Annotated in this window: 21 protein-coding genes and 1 tRNA gene; 8 read left to right on the top strand and 14 right to left on the bottom strand. The window is 43.7% G+C overall.

Annotation, left to right across the window (positions count from 1 at the left end; genetic code table 11):
* Positions 1-94 precede the first annotated feature (94 nt).
* From AOX59_RS08255 to AOX59_RS08290, 8 genes are all read right to left on the bottom strand, one after another.
* Entirely contained in the window at positions 95-1,267 is a 1,173-nt protein-coding gene (locus tag AOX59_RS08255) for a hydroxymethylglutaryl-CoA synthase (RefSeq protein WP_068444474.1), read from the bottom strand.
* Between the two features lie 118 nt (positions 1,268-1,385).
* Positions 1,386-2,489, bottom strand: a complete 1,104-nt coding sequence (locus AOX59_RS08260; RefSeq protein WP_068444477.1) for a class II histone deacetylase — start codon at positions 2,487-2,489, stop codon at positions 1,386-1,388.
* 195 nt (positions 2,490-2,684) lie between these two features.
* The gene (locus tag AOX59_RS08265; RefSeq protein ID WP_068444481.1) at positions 2,685-2,918 is read right to left on the bottom strand and encodes a ferredoxin family protein; all 234 of its coding nucleotides are present in this window, start codon (positions 2,916-2,918) and stop codon (positions 2,685-2,687) included.
* A gap of 19 nt (positions 2,919-2,937) precedes the next feature.
* The gene (locus AOX59_RS08270; RefSeq protein WP_237049397.1) at positions 2,938-3,984 is read right to left on the bottom strand and encodes an amidohydrolase family protein; all 1,047 of its coding nucleotides are present in this window, start codon (positions 3,982-3,984) and stop codon (positions 2,938-2,940) included.
* A 245-nt stretch (positions 3,985-4,229) separates the two neighbouring features.
* Positions 4,230-5,240, bottom strand: a complete 1,011-nt coding sequence (locus tag AOX59_RS08275) for a VOC family protein (RefSeq protein WP_068444488.1) — start codon at positions 5,238-5,240, stop codon at positions 4,230-4,232.
* A gap of 34 nt (positions 5,241-5,274) precedes the next feature.
* Positions 5,275-6,297 (bottom strand): NAD(P)/FAD-dependent oxidoreductase, encoded by a 1,023-nt coding sequence (locus tag AOX59_RS08280; protein WP_068444491.1) that lies wholly within the window; start codon positions 6,295-6,297, stop codon positions 5,275-5,277.
* A 28-nt stretch (positions 6,298-6,325) separates the two neighbouring features.
* Positions 6,326-6,814: an aromatic-ring-hydroxylating dioxygenase subunit beta gene (locus AOX59_RS08285; RefSeq protein WP_068444494.1), complete on the bottom strand. Its 489-nt coding sequence runs from the start codon at positions 6,812-6,814 to the stop codon at positions 6,326-6,328.
* Positions 6,811-8,088, bottom strand: a complete 1,278-nt coding sequence (locus AOX59_RS08290; protein WP_068444497.1) for an aromatic ring-hydroxylating oxygenase subunit alpha — start codon at positions 8,086-8,088, stop codon at positions 6,811-6,813. Before AOX59_RS08290 ends, AOX59_RS08285 begins: the two co-directional genes overlap by 4 nt.
* Before the next feature lie 432 nt (positions 8,089-8,520).
* Here AOX59_RS08290 and AOX59_RS08295 point away from each other — a divergent pair, with 432 nt between their 5' ends.
* Complete coding sequence (locus AOX59_RS08295) at positions 8,521-9,405, top strand: LysR family transcriptional regulator (RefSeq protein WP_068444500.1); 885 nt, start codon at positions 8,521-8,523, stop codon at positions 9,403-9,405.
* A gap of 93 nt (positions 9,406-9,498) precedes the next feature.
* On the opposite strand, the gene AOX59_RS08300 is transcribed toward AOX59_RS08295, so the two are convergent.
* Together AOX59_RS08300 and AOX59_RS08305 are read right to left on the bottom strand one after the other, a co-directional pair.
* Positions 9,499-9,571, bottom strand: a tRNA-Val gene (locus AOX59_RS08300).
* A 114-nt stretch (positions 9,572-9,685) separates the two neighbouring features.
* Entirely contained in the window at positions 9,686-10,372 is a 687-nt protein-coding gene (locus AOX59_RS08305; RefSeq protein WP_237049398.1) for a DUF421 domain-containing protein, read from the bottom strand.
* A 233-nt stretch (positions 10,373-10,605) separates the two neighbouring features.
* On the opposite strand from AOX59_RS08305, the gene AOX59_RS08310 reads away from it, so the two are divergent.
* The 7 genes from AOX59_RS08310 to AOX59_RS08340 all read left to right on the top strand — a co-directional run bounded on the left by AOX59_RS08310 (position 10,606) and on the right by AOX59_RS08340 (position 17,770).
* On the top strand, positions 10,606-12,345 hold the full coding sequence (locus tag AOX59_RS08310; RefSeq protein ID WP_068448215.1) for an ABC transporter ATP-binding protein: 1,740 nt from the start codon (positions 10,606-10,608) through the stop codon (positions 12,343-12,345).
* Positions 12,326-14,155 carry an ABC transporter ATP-binding protein gene (locus tag AOX59_RS08315; protein WP_068444505.1) on the top strand — a complete coding sequence of 610 codons (1,830 nt, stop codon included), beginning with the start codon at positions 12,326-12,328 and terminating at the stop codon, positions 14,153-14,155. Before AOX59_RS08310 ends, AOX59_RS08315 begins: the two co-directional genes overlap by 20 nt.
* A gap of 69 nt (positions 14,156-14,224) precedes the next feature.
* On the top strand, positions 14,225-14,956 hold the full coding sequence (locus tag AOX59_RS08320) for an alpha/beta hydrolase (protein ID WP_068448217.1): 732 nt from the start codon (positions 14,225-14,227) through the stop codon (positions 14,954-14,956).
* Positions 14,957-15,038: 82 nt separating this feature from the next.
* A complete protein-coding gene (locus AOX59_RS08325; protein ID WP_068444508.1) occupies positions 15,039-15,557 on the top strand; it encodes a YjcG family protein in 519 nt (172 codons plus the stop codon).
* Positions 15,554-15,979 carry a GNAT family N-acetyltransferase gene (locus tag AOX59_RS08330; RefSeq protein WP_068444511.1) on the top strand — a complete coding sequence of 142 codons (426 nt, stop codon included), beginning with the start codon at positions 15,554-15,556 and terminating at the stop codon, positions 15,977-15,979. Before AOX59_RS08325 ends, AOX59_RS08330 begins: the two co-directional genes overlap by 4 nt.
* A gap of 123 nt (positions 15,980-16,102) precedes the next feature.
* Positions 16,103-16,807 (top strand): DUF421 domain-containing protein, encoded by a 705-nt coding sequence (locus AOX59_RS08335; protein ID WP_068444514.1) that lies wholly within the window; start codon positions 16,103-16,105, stop codon positions 16,805-16,807.
* 504 nt (positions 16,808-17,311) lie between these two features.
* Positions 17,312-17,770: a CotY/CotZ family spore coat protein gene (locus tag AOX59_RS08340; protein ID WP_068444518.1), complete on the top strand. Its 459-nt coding sequence runs from the start codon at positions 17,312-17,314 to the stop codon at positions 17,768-17,770.
* A 71-nt stretch (positions 17,771-17,841) separates the two neighbouring features.
* Here AOX59_RS08340 and AOX59_RS08345 read toward each other — a convergent pair whose 3' ends face one another.
* From AOX59_RS08345 to AOX59_RS08360, 4 genes are all read right to left on the bottom strand, one after another.
* Entirely contained in the window at positions 17,842-18,321 is a 480-nt protein-coding gene (locus tag AOX59_RS08345) for a CotO family spore coat protein (protein ID WP_068444521.1), read from the bottom strand.
* A gap of 123 nt (positions 18,322-18,444) precedes the next feature.
* Positions 18,445-19,797, bottom strand: a complete 1,353-nt coding sequence (locus AOX59_RS08350) for a tripartite tricarboxylate transporter permease (RefSeq protein ID WP_068444524.1) — start codon at positions 19,795-19,797, stop codon at positions 18,445-18,447.
* Entirely contained in the window at positions 19,797-20,042 is a 246-nt protein-coding gene (locus AOX59_RS08355) for a heme ABC transporter (RefSeq protein ID WP_068444527.1), read from the bottom strand. Before AOX59_RS08355 ends, AOX59_RS08350 begins: the two co-directional genes overlap by 1 nt.
* A 20-nt stretch (positions 20,043-20,062) precedes the next feature.
* Complete coding sequence (locus AOX59_RS08360) at positions 20,063-21,322, bottom strand: hydroxymethylglutaryl-CoA reductase, degradative (RefSeq protein WP_068444530.1); 1,260 nt, start codon at positions 21,320-21,322, stop codon at positions 20,063-20,065.
* Positions 21,323-21,457: the final 135 nt, after the last annotated feature.

Raw genomic sequence — 21,457 nt, forward strand, 5'->3', positions numbered from 1 at the left:
ATGTCCCAACCCCCATTTAATCCACGGTTTTCTTGCTGCTATAAAACACCGCCAGTCTCCATAAAGAAAAACTGACGGCGTTTCATTTAAAGCTCTATTTTACTTTGTTCACATATTGCCGTTTATCATCGCTAATGCCCGCCAGACAAATATCCGCGGGATCATTATTGGTATCCAGCTTTACTGTCGAACCGTCCGTTGGCAGTGTTTCTTCAAAAATAGCTTCATACTCCGGCACTGTAACTTCTTTTCGGGAGGCAAACATATTACGGTGCTGCGCAGCACGGAGATGTTCTCTAAATCCATCCTGCAGAATACCAGTGAAAAATTCGCCTACTGCACCTGAGCCGTAGCTGAACATTCCGATGCGCGAACCGGCTTTCAGATCGCTTTTAAGTTCCAGCAGAGAAAGAAGGCTTAAATAAAGCGAACCCGTATAAATATTCCCGACAACTCTATTGTATTCAGTGCTTATTTGGTAATTTTCCTTAAGCCGCTCCTGCACGTCGTTGTCCGCTTCATCGATCACCGGTTTGAGCGCTTTTTTGCCCATTTTCGTATACGGCAAGTGGAATGCGATTCCCTCAAAGTCGTTCAGACCCAGTCCGGATTTTTCTTTGTACCGGTTCCAGATTTCGGAAAAAAAGGCAATATATTGTTCATTGGACAGCTTCCCGTCGGCAAAAGCTTTATCAGAGTAGACAGGACGCCAGAAATCCATGATATCAGAGGTGAAATAAACACTTTGATCCTCAAGTGCCATAACTTGCGGGTCCGCACTAATCAATAATGCGACCGCTCCCGCTCCCTGGGTTGCTTCACCCGGGGTGGCGATCCCGTACCGGGAAATATCGGAGCCAAGCACAAGCACTTTGCTGTCCGGGTTCATCGCGATGTGGCCTATTGCCATCTGAATGCCGGCTGTCGCGCCGTAGCAGGCTTGCTTTACTTCAATTGCCCGGGCATATGGATTTAACCCGAGCAGCTCATGGACATAGACCGCCGCTGATTTGGAACTGTCAACACCTGTCTCGGTTCCAAATATGACAAAATCAATTGCTTCTTTATCCGCTTCATCAAGTATTTCTGAAGCGGCATTCGCCGCCAGTGTGACCGCATCTTGTGTTATCGGCGGGACAGCCATTTTTTCCTGTCCGATTCCGATGGTAAACTTATCCGGATCTACATTTCTGCTATGCGCCAGTTTCGTCATGTCTAAGTATAAATGTGGGGCGTAAAAGCCTATCTTATCGATTCCTATCTTCAACGTTTTTCTCCTTTTCCGGCAGTGTTTTATTGGTTGATTTACTTATTGTATCATAATTTTTAACGGATTAAATGGTTTGGTGCATTGTAATTTTTAACTGAAGAGGATTATCTGACAATTATAAATCCCAATAAGACTTCTGAATGTCAACTGCCCGTTTGACGGCTTCTTTTTGATGCGGATAAATGGGGCCTTCATGAAACCCGAGATTAAAAGGGTCCTCAACCTGACTGTCTGTACCGCGCAGTGCTTCAATTACCCTGAGTGTGCAAAAAGGCACGTAAGCTGTACTGTAGCCACCTTCATGACAGGCGATTAACCGGCCGCTCGTATGTTTCTCTGCCAGCTTCTTGATTCGTTCGCTCATTTGAAAATAGCCGTCTGCGGTCACGAGCATCCGCCCAATTGGGTCAAACCGGCTTGCATCCTGCCCGGCAGAAACGAAAATCAATTCAGGCGCATACTGATCAATAATCGGCTCGATCAGCTCATCAAACGCATACAAGTAACCTTCATCACCAGTTCCGGCCGGCAATTCAATGTTAACGTTGTACCCTTCGCCATCACCTTTTCCAGTAAAAGGGATATCGCCGCGGTTTTTCGGAAAAATATTTTCCTGGTGCACCGATATGAACAATACATCAGAATCGTTTTCAAACGCGCTTTCCGTCCCATTGCCATGGTGAACATCCCAATCCAAAATCGCGATACGCTTCAAACCATACTTTTTCCGGGCGTATTTTGCTGCAATCGCTACATTATTAAATAAGCAAAAGCCCGTGCCTTCTTCCCGTTCAGCATGGTGACCAGGCGGCCTGACGAGTGCATATGCGTTTTGCACCTTATCCTCCATGACAGCTTCAACTGCTGTGAGGGCACCACCAGTGGATCTCAAGGCAATTTCATAGGAATCCGGCCCGACAATGGCATGCACACCCGCATCACCACCGCCGGCATCGCTCAGTTTCTTAATCCGGTCAGCATATGCCATGCTGTGATTCATACTGATTTCATCACGGGTTGCCGACCTTGGCCGAATCTGATGTAATTCATCCATATACCCGGAAACCTCAAGCAAATTTTTGACACGGCGCTTCGTTTCCGGATTTTCCGCATGAGTGTCTGCCTGAATCCAGCCTCCCGAGCTTAAATTCAACGCGCCATTCCCCGTCTGATGCCAGAAATAGCTCTCATCACATATGAACCCCGTCATTTCTTTCATTTTTAACCGGCCTCCCCATTCAGATCAGTTCCAATTTTTAAATGATTCCTGTGATTCCTGTCTTTGTTTTCCCATATTTATGCTTTTACTAACACCTTATACATCATTTTCAGTTATCATATGATTGAACCATCAAAAATCGCCATAAATAAATGCAGCCGCTCCCCATGATGAGGAGCGGCTGTTGAACCAATTCTACTCAAAGAATTGGCGATTGAGACCAATATATTTTTCTTCTTTTTCTGGCACCTCATCCTCCATGTAAATAGCCTCAACCGGGCAAGCAGCTTCACATGCACCGCAGTCAATACAGACATCGGGGTCAATATAGAACATATCTTTACCTTCTTCTATACAATCAACGGGACAAACTTCGACACATTCCGCAGACTTTTCATTCAAACAAGGCGATGTAATAACAAATGCCATGTCAATCTCCTCCTTTATGTTACGAGTGTTGTTTACTCGTATTCGATTCTTGTTGGAACTGTTCTTTATTGAGATTCAAAAAGTCCAAAGCATTTAAACCTCTGATTTTATCCTCTTCGTTGTCGTTCAATGACTTCATTTTTCGAACAACATCCCCCGCTGGAGCTTCGCGCAATAAAAACGGGTAGTCCGATCCTACCATGATCTGATCTGCGCCGAATTTATCCACCATAAATTGCAAATTCTCCGTCTCATAAACGAGTGAATCATAATAAAACTGCTTCGCATAATGGCTTGGGGGGTTTTCGGTTTTTCGGATTTGCGGCCAGACATTCCAGCCTTTATCCATCCGCGGCAACAAATACGGTAATGAGCCGCCGCCGTGCGCAAAACATATTTTTAAGTTCGGAAACTCATCCAGCATCCCGCTCATAATAATGCTTCCGGCTGCCAGCGCCGTTTCAGATGGCATGCCGACCATATACATGAAGTTATGGCGCGGCATGCGTTCCCGTCCCATTGTCGCCCATGGATGAATAAACAGCGGGACTTCCCATTTGTCAGCGTACTGGAAGAACTTCCGCAATGATGGGGCATCCAGGTTGTTGCCGTTAACATTGCTTCCCAGCTCAATCCCTTTAAGTCCTAATTCATTGATGGCTCTGTCCATTTCCTCGATAGCCAGATCAACATTCTGCAGCGGAACCGTTCCTAAGCCAACAAACCGCCTTGGATATTCCCTGGCGGTGGATGCTATAAAGTCATTTTGAAAACGGGCCATTTCAAGTCCTTGCTCAGGTTCAGACCAGTAGCTGAATGTAACCGGAATCGGTGATAATACCTGAACATCAATTCCTTCTTTATCCATATCCTTTATTCGTTCTTCAGGATCCCACGTATGATTGGTGATTTCTCTGAATTTCTTGCCTGCTATCATAATATTGGCACCGCAATCACATGTTTTCTCCAATACGGGCCAGCGGTCATCACCATATTTTTCAGTTAAATTCAAAAAATCTTCTGATATAATATGTGTATGAAAATCCACTTTCAGGTTTTGTGTCAAAACGAACTCTCCCAGCATTCATAATTTGGAAGGGGTCGGGACAATGGTTGGAGCATATAATTCGCTCCGGAAATATACTTCGCTTTCCGCGGGCGGCTAGTGAGCCTCCTCGTGCTGACGCACTGCGGGGTCTCACCGATGCCTTTGTTCCCGCAGGAGTCTTCGTATATTTCCTCCGCTCAAGTAGTGTATTCTTCATCTTTAAACCCAGACGTTTTAATTATGTCCCAACCCCAAATACGCCTTTACTCTCCGATATCAACGCCGTAAGTGAAGTAGGACTCTGGTGGTTTGCTTCCCCACATTTCCAGACCTAATTCACCAACATCTGACGTCCATTCGATGGCTTTCCAGTCCGGTGAAAAAATCAGGAAGCCGCCTGTCCACAACTCAACACGGTGTCCGGATGGTTCAAAAACATAAATGAACTGTGCACCGCTTGTACCATGCTTTCCGGGACCCCATTCGATTTCAATCCCGTTTTCTGCCATAATGTTGGCAGCACGGACCAATTCGTCCGGGGAATCCAGGAAATACGCCAGATGGTGGAAAGCTGCGCCATTCTGGTTGGCGTTACGCATGAATGCAATTTCATGTGCGATATTCGTTTTGCTCAGCCATGATCCTAATCGGGTATCTTCTTTGTTTTGAATATAATACCGATGATGAATCCCCAGAAAATCAGTCCACCATTCCTGTTCCTGTTTAACGTCATCAACCATTATATTTACATGGTCAAAACGTCTTGGTGAGACACCTTTAAGGTGAGATTTACTTGGGTGACTTGGCAGTTTAGACTGCAGCTCAGGATCATCTGTTTCAAACAGACCCTTTTCCCAGTACAGTTCGATTGGCAATCCGGATGGTGATTTGAAATGAAGCACATCTCCAAGCTCCTTCTTCTCACCTGCTACAACTCGCTGAACATTAATATTTGTATCTTTAAGGTATTTTTCGAATAAGTCCAGAGCTTCTAGCGAGCTGACACGCCAGCTCATGCGATTAACTTCCGACTTGTCAGCTTCCTGCAGCACCAGTGTGTAATGGTCAAAGTCCTGCCAGGCTCGCAAATAAGCGCGGCCTTCCTCCTTTTCGGTTAAAACAAGTCCCAGGACTTCAGTATAAAACCATAACGATTCTTCAAATTTGGTTACGCCGATTTCGACATGGCCTATATGAGCTACTGTCCGTAATTGTTCTTCCAAACGCTGCTCGACTGTTGTTTCGTTTTGCAGTCCTTCCTTAACCTTTGACACCTGCATTACCTCCTGTTGAATCTTTATTTTATTTTTATTGCGCAGCCACTTTCTCTTTCTTTTCTTTCTTTTCCATAATGGTTGTACTGTGTGCCGTCGTGAAAGATGCTTTCGGATCGATGAATACTTTCGCACTGCTCACAGCAATCGGTGCTTCACCAAACCCGGTTGCCATCAATCTCACCTTGCCTTCATAAGTTGAAATATCACCAACCGCATAGATGCCCGGAATATTCGTTTCGGCTTTTGAGTTGACAACAATCTGATTTTTCTCGATCTCCAGACCCCAGTCGTTAATTGGGCCAAGATTCGATATGAAACCGTAATTGACAATATAATCATCAGCTTCCAGGTGTAAGATCTCATCACCTTTTTGCTGTTTAAGCTTAACCGCTTCGATATTGTCCGCTCCTGATAATTCGACAGGAACATACGGGGTCAGGACATCAATTGATGATTCCCTCATCAGTTTGACACTGTAATCATGCGCTCTGAACTTATCCCTGCGGTGAATAATGGATACTTTCGAGGCTGTGTCCTTCAACATCAAAGCCCAATCTACGGCTGAATCACCGCCGCCGAATACACAAACCTCTTTATTTTTAAAATCATCAAGGCGCTCTATCTTATAATGGAGATTCTTGCCTTCATACTGTTGTTCATTTTCGAGTTTCATTGTTTTCGGTTTAAAGGCGCCATTGCCGGCGGTTATAATAATCGTCCTTGAATAATGCGTCTGTGCGTTTGTTGTTATTTTGAAAATGCCGTCTTCCTTCGTCACTTCATCTACTGCTTCATTTAGACAGACTTCATTGTCAAATTGATTCATCTGCTCCTCTAAACCACTAACGAGTTCACTCGCTTTAATCTTCGGGAACCCGGCAACGTCATAAACGTATTTATCGGGATACAGAGCGTCGAGCTGTCCGCCCAGATGCGGGAGGCTTTCAACAATTTTAACGCTCAATTGACGCATCCCTGCATAAAAGGCAGTGAACATACCCACTGGGCCTCCACCGACAATGGTGATATCATAGACTTCGCTGTTATAATCCATTCGTCAAAACCTCCAATGCTAAAACGTACTATAGAATAAGGCTGATTTTCCCGTGCGGTCTTAAACTATCCAGTTTTAGAACTGATTTTTTATTTTTAATACGAAGCTCGCCATCCTGCTGGACAATATCGTACGTGTGTCTGCCGATAAATGTATCCACCACTTCCCTTTTCGTCCGGTGAAGGGTGAAGTTGCAGTTTACTTTAATGACATCTGAATCCAAGTCATCAATCATGATATTATGATAGTTCCGGACGGTCGTTGAATGCGGATACTCCACGTGTGCTTCTTTTTTCAGCAACCTTTCCGCCCTGTCTTGAATTCGTTTCCTGTCATCATGAATATAGAATAAGGATTGTTTTGCATCAGCATCCGGTTCACCCAAGGGCGGAACTTTATATGTCCCATCATCTGTAAATAATGCAGCCCACTCTTTCAGTTTCCACTCATCGAGCAGATGGGCTTCCCGATACAGAAAATCAACCAGATCAATTCTTTCGAGCGTTTTTACAGTCATGGCTGGGCGACCTCCTTGTTAAGTGATGCTTGTATTCTGGCGTCATACTCACGCCAAAAGCTTCTCATTTGCAGCTCATCGGTCCCCAGTGCATTCTCTTCACCCCGTACCATTCCTCTGGAGACATCATTCCACTCAACTTCCTGATTATTGTTATAGGCTTCCTGGCATAATTCCAAAGCTTCATTATCATCAGGTGTTGCGAAACCGCCTGGTCCAAGGAACTCCAGGAAGTTGTTATTTCTGGCCATACGATGCTCCGTATCTTCGTCTTTAGGCGCTAAAGCGTATGCAGTGGATTCGAGATACCCCGGTGAGGTCGGATAGAATGTTCTGACCGTTACAGCCATGATGTCGTTAATGACCAAATTCGGGAAAATGATAATGTTACGGTTGAAATTAGCAATCCGATCGGCACGTTCATCGCCAAATCTTTCGGTTAATTTTTCTTTCATCTTTTCCATATCGTTTTTCAGATCTTCATCCCAGATTGGCGTCCACTGTGCAACCGGTCTGCCCCACGGCGCTGTGTATTCAACAACTGCATGGCCATTACCCAGGGATTTTCCAACACCATCGAGTCCTACTTTTTTCAGATTAGGATCCTGCTGTTTCTTGATGTCAAAGTACGTCTTATGTGTCGGCAAACCGTGATAGAGATCGGCACTGTTTTCTGTCAGCAGTTTCCAATTGGCTCTGACACTGTATTCCTGTTCTCCGCCAAGTACTTCCATGCCCGTTTCGCTTTGGTCGGCAACCAGATCAATGTACTCTTTTGCACCGGCCAAATAGTCATACAGTGAGATGGCGTCATCATCAAAATTGACAAACATGAAACCGCGATAGCTTTCAAGGCGATTAACCGCTTTCATGTTTTTCGAACCGTCATCATTGAAGTCATCCGGAAAGCCATCCCTTCCCGGCATACCTGTTAAGGTCCCGTCGTTTTTAAAACTCCAGGCATGATAAAAGCAACGAAACACTTTGGAGTTTCCTTCATTGTCCCTGCAGAGTAGTGCGCCGCGGTGTGGACAGGTGTTGTAAAATGCTCTGATGACACCGTCCTGACTGTGAACAAGCACTAAATTGCGGCCTCCGATTTTCTTCCGTTTGAAATCGCCCTTTTCAGGTACTTCCGATTCGTGGCCGATAAACAACCAGCACTTATTGAAAATTTCAGCACGTTCCCTTGCCAAAATTTCTCGGTCGGTAAATACACTTCGGTGAACCAAAAATTCATTTTTATCAATGTCGTCATGAATATAGCTGTTCATTACAAGCCCTCCATTCGCGTAATCTAATAGGTTGTTCAAAAAGTCCGGTAAAAATAACAACGCCATCTTTATTGACGAGACTTTTTATTTTTCCCTCAACTGGTTAACCATTTAGTCTTCCCGTTTCACCAAACAATTGGAAGCACTTTCATAAGCATTTAAAAAAGAATTACTCCCTTAATGTTCATCTCACTTTTTTCAATCGCCTTTGTCGAAAAGGCTTACATTAATTATAAAAGTGTGACTCTTCTCACACCAATTGAATATATTTTGATTTTCCTATTAATTTCAAAAATATTTTTATACTTTTTTAAAAAGTTTCCACTATTGACATAATGTTTTCTATTACACTATGATTAATTCAATGTGAAAACGTTTTCCGAAATCGGTTGTTTAAATGATGAAGGCATATTTTGGAGGGACATAAATCAAATGAATGAAAGTCAGTTACAAACCTTTATGACTGTCGCCGAATACAAGAGTTATTCCAAAGCCGCTATTATCCTTAATGTCACCCAGCCAACAGTTACCTCACGTATAAAAACATTGGAAGAAAACCTGGGATGCAGTCTATTTACTCGCATAGGCCATGATATCCTTCTAACAGAAGAAGGCAAACGATTTATTGATTACGCTCATAATATTTTAAGCTATATGGATTATTCAAAAGAGATTGCAAATGCGCATAAAGATCCGGGCATAAAAGTCGGTTTCACACCGGGATACTCGTATTCATTCATTATTGAACTATTAAAAACCATCCAATCAATTAAAAATGTTGATATTAAAGTCATCGAGGGGCATGATTCGGTCAGTCTGAATGATCGCGTCTTAGCCGGTGACATTGACTTAATCTTTACAAGGGAAATCGTGTCTAATAATCCGGACATTACATCGGAATATCTGTTTGATAATAACCTCGTGTGTGTCCTCCCCAGCGATCACAGGTTATGTGACAAACCGGTGCTTTGCACGCAAGACTTAAAGAATGAAACAATTATAAGCTTTAAACGCAATTCGGTATTATGGAGTCAAATCGATAAACAGTTGATCGGGGCTCAAAATATAACCCGGATTGATGTTGAAAATAATGAAATGCTCCTGAAAGCAGTATCAAACGGGATTGGTATCGGCATCATACCTGAATTGGGAACGGATGACCGCTACAAAACGAACGTCTCCATCAAGCATATAACCGAGATTGATAATATCTCCAATAAGGTTTATGTCCATTACAGGGAAAGCTCCAAAATGAAAGACCTGGCCAAAAAAATCATTTATGCCATCATCAATCACAAATACAGCGAGGTGTATTAAAAACAGAGGACTGAAGGAAGATTCTGTTACGCGCGGATGTTGCATAAAAAAGTGACACCATTTTACTGTAAATGGTGTCACTTTTTTAAGGTATGATTCCGAGTGGGCTCGAACCACCGACCTCATGCCTGTCAAGCATGCGCTCTCCCAGCTGAGCTACGGAATCGTGTGTCTATGAATTTTTATCGACAAGTATTACTATATATAATTTATAGCACGCTGTCAATCATTTTTTCATTTTACTTTAACAAACTCAGCTGGTCAATCAATCATTATTACCCTAATAGTTTCCCGCCCCTGTATCAACCATGAGTGAATAGTCGTCATCGCGAACAGCCGCATAGAATATCCGGTTTCGGTCGGGATAACCGGCATCAGCAAGTGCTTCCTTTAACCATTGTTCATCCTTATTAATAAGCTTTAAATTCCGGTGTTGAATTCGGCCTTCGATCACCACCGCAATCGGCATTCCTTGATAAGACGTTTCAATATCCAATTGTGCCGGGGTAACGGGAGCATTATCCTGCTGTGGAACAATGCTGATTCCGCCGCTGGGTTCGATGATTGCATAGTCGATTAACGAGATATTCGGATATCCCTTTTCGCGCACTTCGGATAATAATTCCGTAAGGGTGAAACGTGATCTTTTTAAATTTTCCCGCACAAGTTTGCCATGTTTAATGACAATCGTTGGTTTTCCGACAAAAATCCTGTTTAATCCGTTAAACAGCATCAGTCTGGAAAAACCAAAATGTACCAAGCCAACGAAAACGAGGCCTGTTATGGTATGCGTAACATTATCCGTAACGATCGGTCCTGTTGCCAGTGTAATGACAAAAAAGATTCCGGCCAAGTCATGCGCTGTCAGTTGGGCAAACGTTGCTTTTCCCATCAACCGTATAATAATGATTGCTATGAAATACAATAGAATCAGTTTTCCCAGAAACACGACCATGAGCTTTTCCACCTTCGTTGAAACTTTCCCGGTAGTATCTGCTTATTCATTTGAAATTATGAAGTATCGGTCGTGGGCTTTTGGCTGAAATTATCACACAATCCGTTCAAGTCCACAATTAACAGCAGCTTCCCGTCACCTTAAAAAATTATTTCTGTTTCCGAAGTAAATACATTGGCTAAACCGCTGTTTACCTTTATAATAATAGAAGGAAATTTTCAAAAATGACATCGGAGGTCACCAGTTTGAAGCATGTGTTATCCTTTCTGAAACCATATAAAATCCCTATTACGGTTGCGTATGCGTTAACGTTAATCGAACTGATGGTCGAGCTGCTGCTGCCATTTTTTCTTGGAAAAATGATTAACGACGGTGTGGCAAATCAGGATATGAACAACATTATCATCTGGGGAAGCATTATGATCGCAATGGCGTTTGTGGCCTTTGTTGCAGGGATTATTAATACTTTCTATGCCGCTCACACAGGGCTTGGATTTGCTTATGATATGCGCAGGGAACTTTTCCGTAAAATCCAGGATTTCTCGTTTGCGAATTTAAACCGGTTTCCGACATCAGGCCTTGTGACGCGTTTTTCCAACGACGTCCGGCAACTGCAGAATACGATATTCATGGCGCTTCGGATTATGGCGAAAGCACCGCTCATTGCTATCGGCGGGGTTATCATGTCATTTATCGTCAGCCCCCGTCTGGCACTCATTTTTCTCGTGACCGTGCCGCTGCTTATAGGCTTTATTTTATGGGTGCTGAAAATAGCAACAAGGCTGTTCGACCGCGTCCAGCGCAATGTTGATAACGTCAATCAAACCATGCAGGAGAACCTTGCAGGCATGCGGCTGATCAAGGCATTTTTGCGGCGGGATCATGAAGAAAACCGCTTTAGGGATGCGAACGAAAGCCTGGCCAATATCATGCGCAAAACGTTTCGCTTTATCGAAGCATCCATGCCGATTTTATTGTTTATCATGAACATGAGTCTTATTTTTATCATCTGGTACGGCAACACACTATCAATTGCCGGTGAAACGAATACCGGTGATGTCGTGGCCATTGTCAATTATGCGATGCGTGTCGCAATGGCGATTTCCATGTTCACGTTTATTATTATGGGCTTTTCACGGGCGAAAGCATCTGCTGAGAGGCTTGAAGAAGTCCTTCGTGTGAAAACTGATCTGATTGACACAAACGATGCGCATGACAAAACGACCGTCAAAAACGGAAAAATTGCTTTTGACAATGTATCGTTTGCTTATCCAATGATGCCCGGCGATGCTTTACAATCCATCTCCTTTACCGTTCAGCCGGGTGAAAAGCTGGCCGTGATGGGAGCGACCGGTTCAGGCAAAACCTCCCTGTTTCAGCTGATTCCGCGTCTATATGATGCGAGAGATGGCGCGATTTTAATTGATGATGAACCCATTCAGCAATACAAACTGGAGAACTTACGGCAGGGCATTGGCTATGTGCCGCAAAATCCGCTTCTTTTCACAGGGACAGTAACTGATAATATCGCCTGGGGAAAGGAGAATGCTTCACAAGACGATATTGTTCAGGCAGCGAAGGACGCTCAAATTCATGACACAATCATGGATCTGCCGAATGGATATAATACGAAAATCGGCCAAAAAGGCGTCAATTTATCCGGCGGGCAGAAACAGCGCATATCGATTGCCCGGGCTTTAATCCGGAGACCTAAGATTCTGATGCTTGATGACAGTACAAGTGCCCTTGACTTGGCTACCGAGGCAAAGTTGCTTGAAGCAATCCATCAATATAACTGTACGACGCTGATTATCACACAGAAAATCGCAACAGCAATGCGCACCGATCAGATTCTCTTGCTGGATTACGGCCGGACACTTGCGATGGGCACCCATGATGTGCTGCTGGAAGACTCAAGTCTTTACCGGGAGATTGTGGCGTCACAGTTCGGAGAGGAGTCCACCTATGCAGACCAAACACTTTAAAGCCCCTTTTCAATACAAAAAAATACCCGTGGATGATCTCCGTAAGCAACAGGAAGAGAATAAAACCGACCGTGCCCGCAACACTGCCGGCACAATTAAACGCATCTGGTCGTATTTGGCGCGGGAAAAAAGCATGCTGCTGCTTGTCGTTTTAATGGTTGTTGTCAGTTCAGCGATGAGCCTGGCCGGACCGTTCATGGTTGGCATGGCCATCGATGACTTCATCGTGACACAAGAACCATCCGGACTTGGCAGACTGCTCATCGGGCTCTTGGTCATCTATATTTTGCATTCGTTATCGGTTTTCCTGCAGAACTATTGGATGGTCGGCATTGCCCAAAACACGGTCTATTCATTAAGAGAAGAACTGTTCCGTCAATTCCACAGGCTGCCGATCGCATTTTTTGATAAACGGCAGCATGGTGAATTAATGAGCCGGATCACCAACGATATTGATAATATTAACAATACGCTCAACCAATCGGTTATCCAAATTTTCACGAGCATCCTGACACTGATCGGTACAGTCGTCGTCATGCTGGTGCTCAGTCCCCTCTTGACGCTGATTACAATGGGGATAGTTCCGGTGATGTTTATGGCGATTCGCTGGATCACTCACAGAACCGGTCCGCTTTACAAACTGCAGCAGCAGCATTTGGGCAATCTGAACGGATATGTTGAAGAAACGGTTTCAGGTCAGCATGTGATTAAAACATTTTCCCGGGAGGAACGCGTCATCTCTGAATTCGGTGAGCATAACGCGAACTTGAGACATGCAGGGTTCTGGGCACAGACGTTTGCCGGCTTTATTCCAAAAGTGATGAACATGCTGAACTTTTTAAGCTTTGGCCTGGTTGGGCTTGTCGGCGGTATTCTCGCGGTACAGGGAGTCATCACAGTTGGGGTCATCGTGATTTTCACCGAATATGCGCGGCAATTTACCCGTCCGCTCAATGAATTGTCCAATCAGTTCAATATTTTGCTCTCAGCCGTTGCAGGTGCTGAGCGTGTGTTTAACATCATTGATGAACAGCAGGAAGAAACGGATGAAACAGGAGCCCGTGAGATTGAAGCGACTGATGGGCGTATTGCGTTCAACAGCGTCTCATTCGCCTATGACGAAACACCGATATTGAAAAGTGTAAGCTTTACGGCAGAACCCGGGCAGACCGTTGCTTTTGTCGGCCATACCGGTGCGGGCAAGACGACCATCATCAACTTAATCTCACGTTTCTATAATTATGACCTCGGCTCAATTACGCTCGATGGCATTGATTTGAAAGACATTACACGAAACAGCCTTCGCAAGCAGATGGCATTCGTGCTGCAGGATGCCTTCCTGTTCCATGCCACTATAAGAGAAAACATCCGCTACGGCAGACTGAACGCGACGGATGAAGAAGTGACAGCCGCTGCCAAAAATGCGAATGCCCATCAGTTTATCGACCGGCTGCCTAATGGTTATGATACGATCCTTGAGCAGGACGGGAGCGGCATCAGTCAAGGCCAGAAACAATTGATTACGATCGCGCGGGCCATTCTCGCTGACCCCGCCATTCTTGTATTGGATGAAGCCACAAGCAATATTGATACAGTCACTGAACTGCAGATTCAGGATGCGCTCAAGCGGCTTATGCACGGCCGAACAAGTTTTGTTATTGCCCATCGGCTCAACACCATCCAGGAAGCTGATAACATCATCATGCTGGAGAACGGCGAAATCATTGAGCAAGGATCACATGAATCTTTAATCAGCCAACACGGTCATTACTATAACTTGTACAAGGAACAGCTGAAAAATCGCGCGTAGTACATTGAACTAACAATATGATAAACTAAATAAACAACTGACCTGAGTTTTGAAAATGAGGTGTGCACAATCCGACGCAAAGGGACCATGTTTGAAAAGCAGATCAACAGCGCACCTTTAAATGAAACCATGACATTGAAAATTTATCAGCCGGAATCTTTTTCACTGCTTTATAAATATCAGATTTGTATCATGCAAGACGGGGATGACTATTATCAGCTTGGGAGAGCCGCGACTTTATCCGACAGGCTTCATGCAAACGAAGCGATTTCCAATACGATTTTAGTGGGAATTCAGTACCACGATAAACATGACCGCCGCCGGAAGTATCACCCGGACGGCGAAGAGCGCACGGCCTACAGCAAATTTCTCGTGCATGAAGCAGCACCTCTGTTGGATGATTTATTCCCGACGTATCATATGGGACAATCCAGAGCGCTCGTTGGTGACTCGCTCTCGGGAACACTGGCTTTCATGACTGCTTTGAACTACCCGCACACATTCGGAAAAGTCATCATGCAGTCGCCATATATCAATCAAACGGTCATTGATGCAGCACAGCAGGCAAAAAACATTCATTCGATTGCTATTTATCATACAATCGGAACACAAGAAACTGCTGTGGAGACAACAGACGGCGGCATTTCAGATTTTCTGACACCTAATCGAAAACTGCAAAAGCTTCTGGAGGACCAAGGCGCAGATTACATCTATCACGAGCTGGATGACAGCCACCACACATGGAAGTATTGGCAAACGGATTTACCCCGGGCATTTACCAGTATATTTGACCCAATTTAAAATTTTTCAACATTTTTATTTTTGATTCAATCCATTATTTGTTATAATTAAGAGCATACGTAAAATCTAGGGAGGTTGTATGATGAGATATGGAATTGTTATTTTTCCATCAAAGCCGGTACAGGATGAGATAAATGCCTACAGGAAACGGTACGACCCGCATTATTCACTCATTCCGCCCCACGTTACTCTGAAAGAAGCATTTGACGCAGACGATGAGGAGATTGACAAGCTGATTACAGAAATGAAGCATATCGCTAATAAAACTGATCCATTTACGATTAACGTTAACAAAGTGAGTACATTTGCACCTGTTACCAATACGATTTATTTAAAAGTTGAACCGATTCAGGAATTGTTTGATTTAGCTGAAACGATGCAATCCGGCAAATTCCCGGAAAACCAAACCTATTCGTATGTGCCGCATATTACGATTGCGCAAAAGCTTTCGCAGGATGAATATTCGGACGTATACGGCAGCCTGAGCATGAAAAATATTCAGTTTGAGGACAAGATTGACCGATTCCATCTTCTTTATCAGCTGGATAATGATGTTTGGACGGTTTATGAATCCTTTGTATTCGGCAAGGAGTATGTATGATTATCCGAACCGTTAACTCATCTGAAGAAAAACAGACAGCATTTGATGTGCGCACCACAGTTTTTGTTGATGAACAGAAGGTGCCACCGGAAGTTGAGTTAGACGAATTTGACGAAGAGGCAATTCATTTGATTGGCTACGACGAAAATGTGCCAATCGCCGCCTCTCGCGTCCGATTTGTCGACGGCAATGGAAAATTGGAACGGATTTGTGTCCTGAAAAGTCAGCGCGGGAAGTCCCATGGTGCTGACATGATTAGGGCAATGGAAGATATTATATCGAAAGAGGGCTATCATAAAGCTAAATTAAATGCTCAGACACCGGCAATTGATTTTTACCGGAAGCTCGGATATGACGTCGTATCCGATGAATTTATCGATGCGGGCATCCCGCACGTTACAATGACAAAACAACTGAAATAATGAAAAGGTATCCTGGTCGCGATTCATAAGGATACCTTTTTTAATTTCCTCCTCTCTTTCATCTGCATGACAAAAGACGTATGTGGTTATGCTATGTAAAGTATGTAAAAGGAGGCAATTGTCTTGAACGAGTATTTGCTGATGCTAGCTGATGCGATATTTGGCTTTATCGCTTTATTCGCACTTGTTAAAATTCTTGGCAAAACACAGATTTCATCTTTAACGCCATTCGATTTTATATCCGCAGTCATTCTAGGGGAGCTTGTCGGCAATGCTTTATATGACGAAGAAGCAGGCATACCGAAAATCGCCTTCTTGATTGCGCTGTGGGGTTTACTGATTTATATAACAGAAATAATTACCCAAAAATTCAAAGGATCACGTTATCTATTGGAAGGCCAGCCATCAATGGTCATTCATAAAGGTCATCTTGTTTATGATGTGCTGAAGCAAAACCGGCTTGATATCGATGAATTGCAGCATATGCTGCGTTCCAAAGATGTCTTTTCAATTGAAGAAGTCGAATATGCCATTCTTGAAGCAGATGGGGAGGTTTCTGTCCTAAAAAAACCGGAGTACCAAACACCAACCATTGCAGATCTTAATCTGGCGCCAAAGCCTGTCAAAATCGGCAGAGTCCTGATCAGCGACGGTGAAATTGTCTGGGACAACCTGAAAGAAGCAAGCCTGAACAAAACATGGCTGGAAGAAGAACTCCACAAACAGAACGTCCAGTCCATTGAAGATGTTTTTTACGCAGAATGGCAGGAAAATCAGCAAAAACTGTTCGTAGCGCTTTACCATACTAAAAAGAAGCGACAGAACTGAAATTTGCGCGAAACGGAGGGTGTTTCTCTGAATTCGCTGAAGGAGTAACTGATGTTGCGGCATCTCCGGTTGATTCTGCAACTGTTCAGGTTGAATCGCATTCGCTCCGGTCGATACCTCCACATTCCTGGTTCATATACAAAGGGGAACTGTCCGAGCCTGCGACAGTTCCCCTTCATCTATAGAAAGAAGCCATTCTCCGCCCCCCTTGCCCCGCTTTTCGAGTAACCTGTTAGTCTATACCCTTATTCAATAATAATGATATCATTACTTTAAAAACTTTATCGAGAACTCATAAATGCATCCGCTCGCTGGTAATAAAGTATAGACAAATATCCCAACACGGCTGCGTTTCTTTTCCGCTATCCCTATCAGTTCGCGCTGTAAACGTTTATCACTGAAAAAACTTATTAAACCGCTGACGTGTGCCCACACCATCTACCCATACATACATATTCTATTAGGGACATCAGGTCAATAACACAAAGAAAGGGGTAATAATTCATGGGTTGTGGAAAGGAATTCCATTCAGGAAACTGTGTCTGCGATATATTAAAGGAAATCGTAGAAGCACAAAATGATGTCGTTGAAAATTGCTGCTCAACCAGCTGCGAACAATCTATCAGTGATTTGTTGGGTGAAACAGAAGCGGGCAATGGACTGGACACAGTACCATTAATTCTTTACTGTAAAGATGGCTGCAAACCATTCAAAGGCTTCGGTGCTAACCCGGATGATGTTGGCGACATGACATCCAGCTTCTTCTTCCGTGTTAAGCGGGTAGACGACGATTGTTGTGCAGTTGTTGAACTGCTAAGAGACCCTTATGACGACGACGATAATCCAAAAGACCCTGTTGATCAGAAGACAAAACCATTGTGTGCCACTGGCATCTGCATAACGGTGGACTTGAATTGCTTCTGCCATGTCACATGCCTGCCAGCGGTGAATGCTTTAAACTAATTTAAAACGTCAATTAAAACAAGGTGCTCCGTCAGTTGGAGCACCTTTTTCTTATTGAAGATTATGTCATTTTAAAATCCGAGCAGTTTTATCTCTTTAATCGTATCAAACGGAATTGATGTTGGTGTTGTCCGTCTGCCGACACGCATGTAAACATGATCATCCTGGTAGTCGACAATCAACCCCCGATAGTTCCGTCCGTCAGTTTTCACTTCACACTTCATGACAGGGGCATACTCAGGCGTATCCAAAAAGTAGTTAACACGTTCTTCCAGTGTCATTTCTTTAAATTTTTTCTTCTCCTCCGGGTCTTGGTCTTCCTCTTCCTGCGCTTCATCGCTCTCTTTTGAATACGCAATGTCTTCTTCATCATAATCCTTTGATTTATTAAAATGATGGCGGGTTCCAATCCGTTTTTTATTGCTCTGTGCCGTGGTATCGTTTTGTTTTTTCGGGGTCATGTAATGGCTCTGCATTGAGGCCTTGGGTGATTTGATATGCGGCTGATGAATGTAGAGTAATGGGCTTTTTGCATTTTTATGATCTCCCATTTATCATACGCTCCTTTATATTCCTTTCGTCAGCCTATTATATGAATCCTTTTATAAATCTGTGTATGCCTAATGAAACCGAAAAAGCACCACCCCTTTTAAGAGCAGTGCCTGAATTCAGTCTTATCCAAAAAGGCCTAATAGCCATGGTGCTGCATATAAGACCATAAACATAACGCCATAGTTCACGCCATTTTTATATAAAAGACCGGCCACGAACGCTACCAACAACGTTCCAAAGATGTTCAGAAAGCCTGCGTCCATATACGCCAGCATGACAACAAGGCCGGCGAATAATCCGATCAGTGCCTCGTGCGGAATGTATTTAAAAACAAATCGGACAATATTCTGTGCATACCGAATGATAATAAAATACGTGATTAACAGGGCTATAACAGCACCTATAACGGATACAATCAGCATTTCCACTGGTGTCAGCAGATGGTGGATATTATGCTCCGGTGTGAATTCCGGAGGCGCATTAAATAATCCCGCCGCCGGACCAATTGCCATTGGTGAAAGCGGCAAGCCTATGGCGATAAGTGGTATCAGGGTTCCGGATATGTATGATGCGTTTGTAACACCATCCATTGTTGCCAGAGCCCTCGATGCCCTTTTGACCGGATCTTTGATATGTCGGGTCGTGAATTCGCCAATAAAGACAGTCATTCCAACGGGTGTAAGGAAAAATGTTAATGTGCCGATCACACTGCCCAAAGCTGAACTTCCCGATTCTTTTTTATTCAGTATTTTAAAGGGATTCGGAAGACCTTTTTCTTTCTTTGTATTTTTTATCTGGATTTCTTTTTTGCCTAAAAACGGCAGACTGTCCCGATGATTTTTATCAATCAGCTCGATTAATGAGATGACAATAGGCCCGATTGTAATGCCAAGGAAAAAAGAGACAAATATTGTGGTATCTTCAGGGATGACGCCCAAGCCCCAATATAAATGCTGTAATCCTTGCAGCAGAATGCCAAATGGAATAATGATTAATAATGACAGGATTTTATTTTTAGCTAATAGCGCCAAAAATACAGCACCAAGTGTAAAGATAAGTCCCGAGTGTTCACTGATTACATCTGCATGCGGGATAATTAAACTTCCTACAATAAAACTGAGCGGAATGGCGACCAATGTGCCGATAACAGACCCGGACGACATCTTTTTAATCGACTGATCGGGAAGTCCGTGTTCCTTCAGCGTCATTGCATGTTCAACCATCGGTGCTGACATTACCCCGCCAGGAATCCCGGCGACTGCCACAGGGATTGAGTCTGTCAATTTTTTGGCAACAATCGCGGACATGAAAAATGCTAAAATGACATACGGGGAAAAGTCTAATAGCACCAATGCAATGGTAACCGGAGCTAGTACGGCTGTTTCATCAGTGCCCGGGGCTATACCAATCAATGTATAAAGTCCGGCACCCAGTATGGCTGCAATAACAATTTGAATGATTATAACCGGATCCATCACGACTCCTCCTCAATATCTTTAATTTCCCGCTTAGGTTTAATTATGATTGAACTAATGATAAAACCGATCACCCCGCCGACAAGCCCAAAGATCAAGGGCTGGGGATCGTCACCGGGTGCAATCAGATAACCACCCAGTGTCATCACGATACAAATAAGCATCGCAATTAATAAATCGCTGAGCTTTACATTGTCTCCCCAAATATCAAATAGTGATTTCTTTTCTTCGGACAATCTCCTCACTCCCCTTTCTGTTATACGTTTCAGGACTGAAGCTGGTTAACAATTTCCTTTATCTTGTCAAACGTGTAAGACCCTTCCTTTTCTGCAATTTTCAAGACTTCATCAATCTGATTATCCCTGGCACCTGCCATTGACGCCATATTTCTTGCATGCAGTTTCATATGTCCTTTCTGTATTCCTTCTGTTGCCAAAGCTTTCAGTCCTGCAAAATTCTGCGCCAGCCCAATGGATGCAATAATACCTGAAAGTTCCTCAGCTGTTTTTACATTTAATATTTTCGTAACCGTTTTAGCAACCGGATGGGATTGTGTCGCGCCACCAACTAAACCGACCGAAAGCGGCAACTCAATCGTGCCGTGGATATCACCATTTTCTGCAAGCTCATAACGCGTCAGGGACTGATATACTCCGGATCTTGCCGCATATGCATGCGCCCCTGCCTCAATTGCGCGTGTATCATTTCCGGTGGCCATGACGGCTGCTGTTATGCCATTCATAATTCCTTTATTATGCGTGGTGGCCCGGTATGGGTCATGAACAGCCAGGTCATACGCGTCCATGAAACGAAAAGCCGCTTCACGGTCATCTCCAAACGGGTTCTCAAACACAGCTCTTGCGCGTACAACACGTCGGTCAGCCAAGTTCGATAAAATTCTTAGCACCACCTGTCCGCCGGTAATCCTTTCAATTAATGGGGCGCTTGCTTCTGCCATGGTGTTAACTGTATTAGCACCCATTGCATCTTTCGTATCAACAATCAAGTGTACCACAACCATCTTTTCACGTTCAGTTCGAACAATCTTAACTTCCAAATCAATTGCCCCGCCGCCGAACGAAACAAGTGTCGGGTCCTGTTCATTACAGAAGGCCAATAATTCTTCTTTTGTTTCATAGATTTTGGCCAGAGCAAAATATGGATCGTTCAGACCAGTCACTTGAATCTGAGCTCTCACAATCGACCCTGAATAGGACGTATGAAACCCGCCGGAAGGATAAGCATGTTTCGCTGCATGACTGACCGCCGCTATCACGGATGGTTCCTCTGTTGCCATTGGGACAAATACATCTTTGTCATCCACCTTAAAATTAGTCGCCAGCCCTAACGGAACCGGAAACGTCCCGATTACATTTTCAATCATGCGATTCGCTTGATTGATACTGAATGTCGTCTCGCCGGATAAAATTTTTACATCTTCCTCAGATAAACCTGCAAATTCACTTACTGTTTTCAATCTCTCTTCCGGTGATTTTTGATAAAATTTTGAAATACGTGATGTCATAATAATACCTCCATATATGAAATCGGTTTCAATTTTGACTTAAAGTTTCATGACATTCAACATTGTTGACTTAAGTATATAACTAATTTACTTTAAATTTCAATCAATTTTGTTTAATTACTGTTTTTTGCCAAT

It is taken from the genome of Lentibacillus amyloliquefaciens (assembly GCF_001307805.1).
Classification (GTDB): domain Bacteria; phylum Bacillota; class Bacilli; order Bacillales; family Amphibacillaceae; genus Lentibacillus; species Lentibacillus amyloliquefaciens.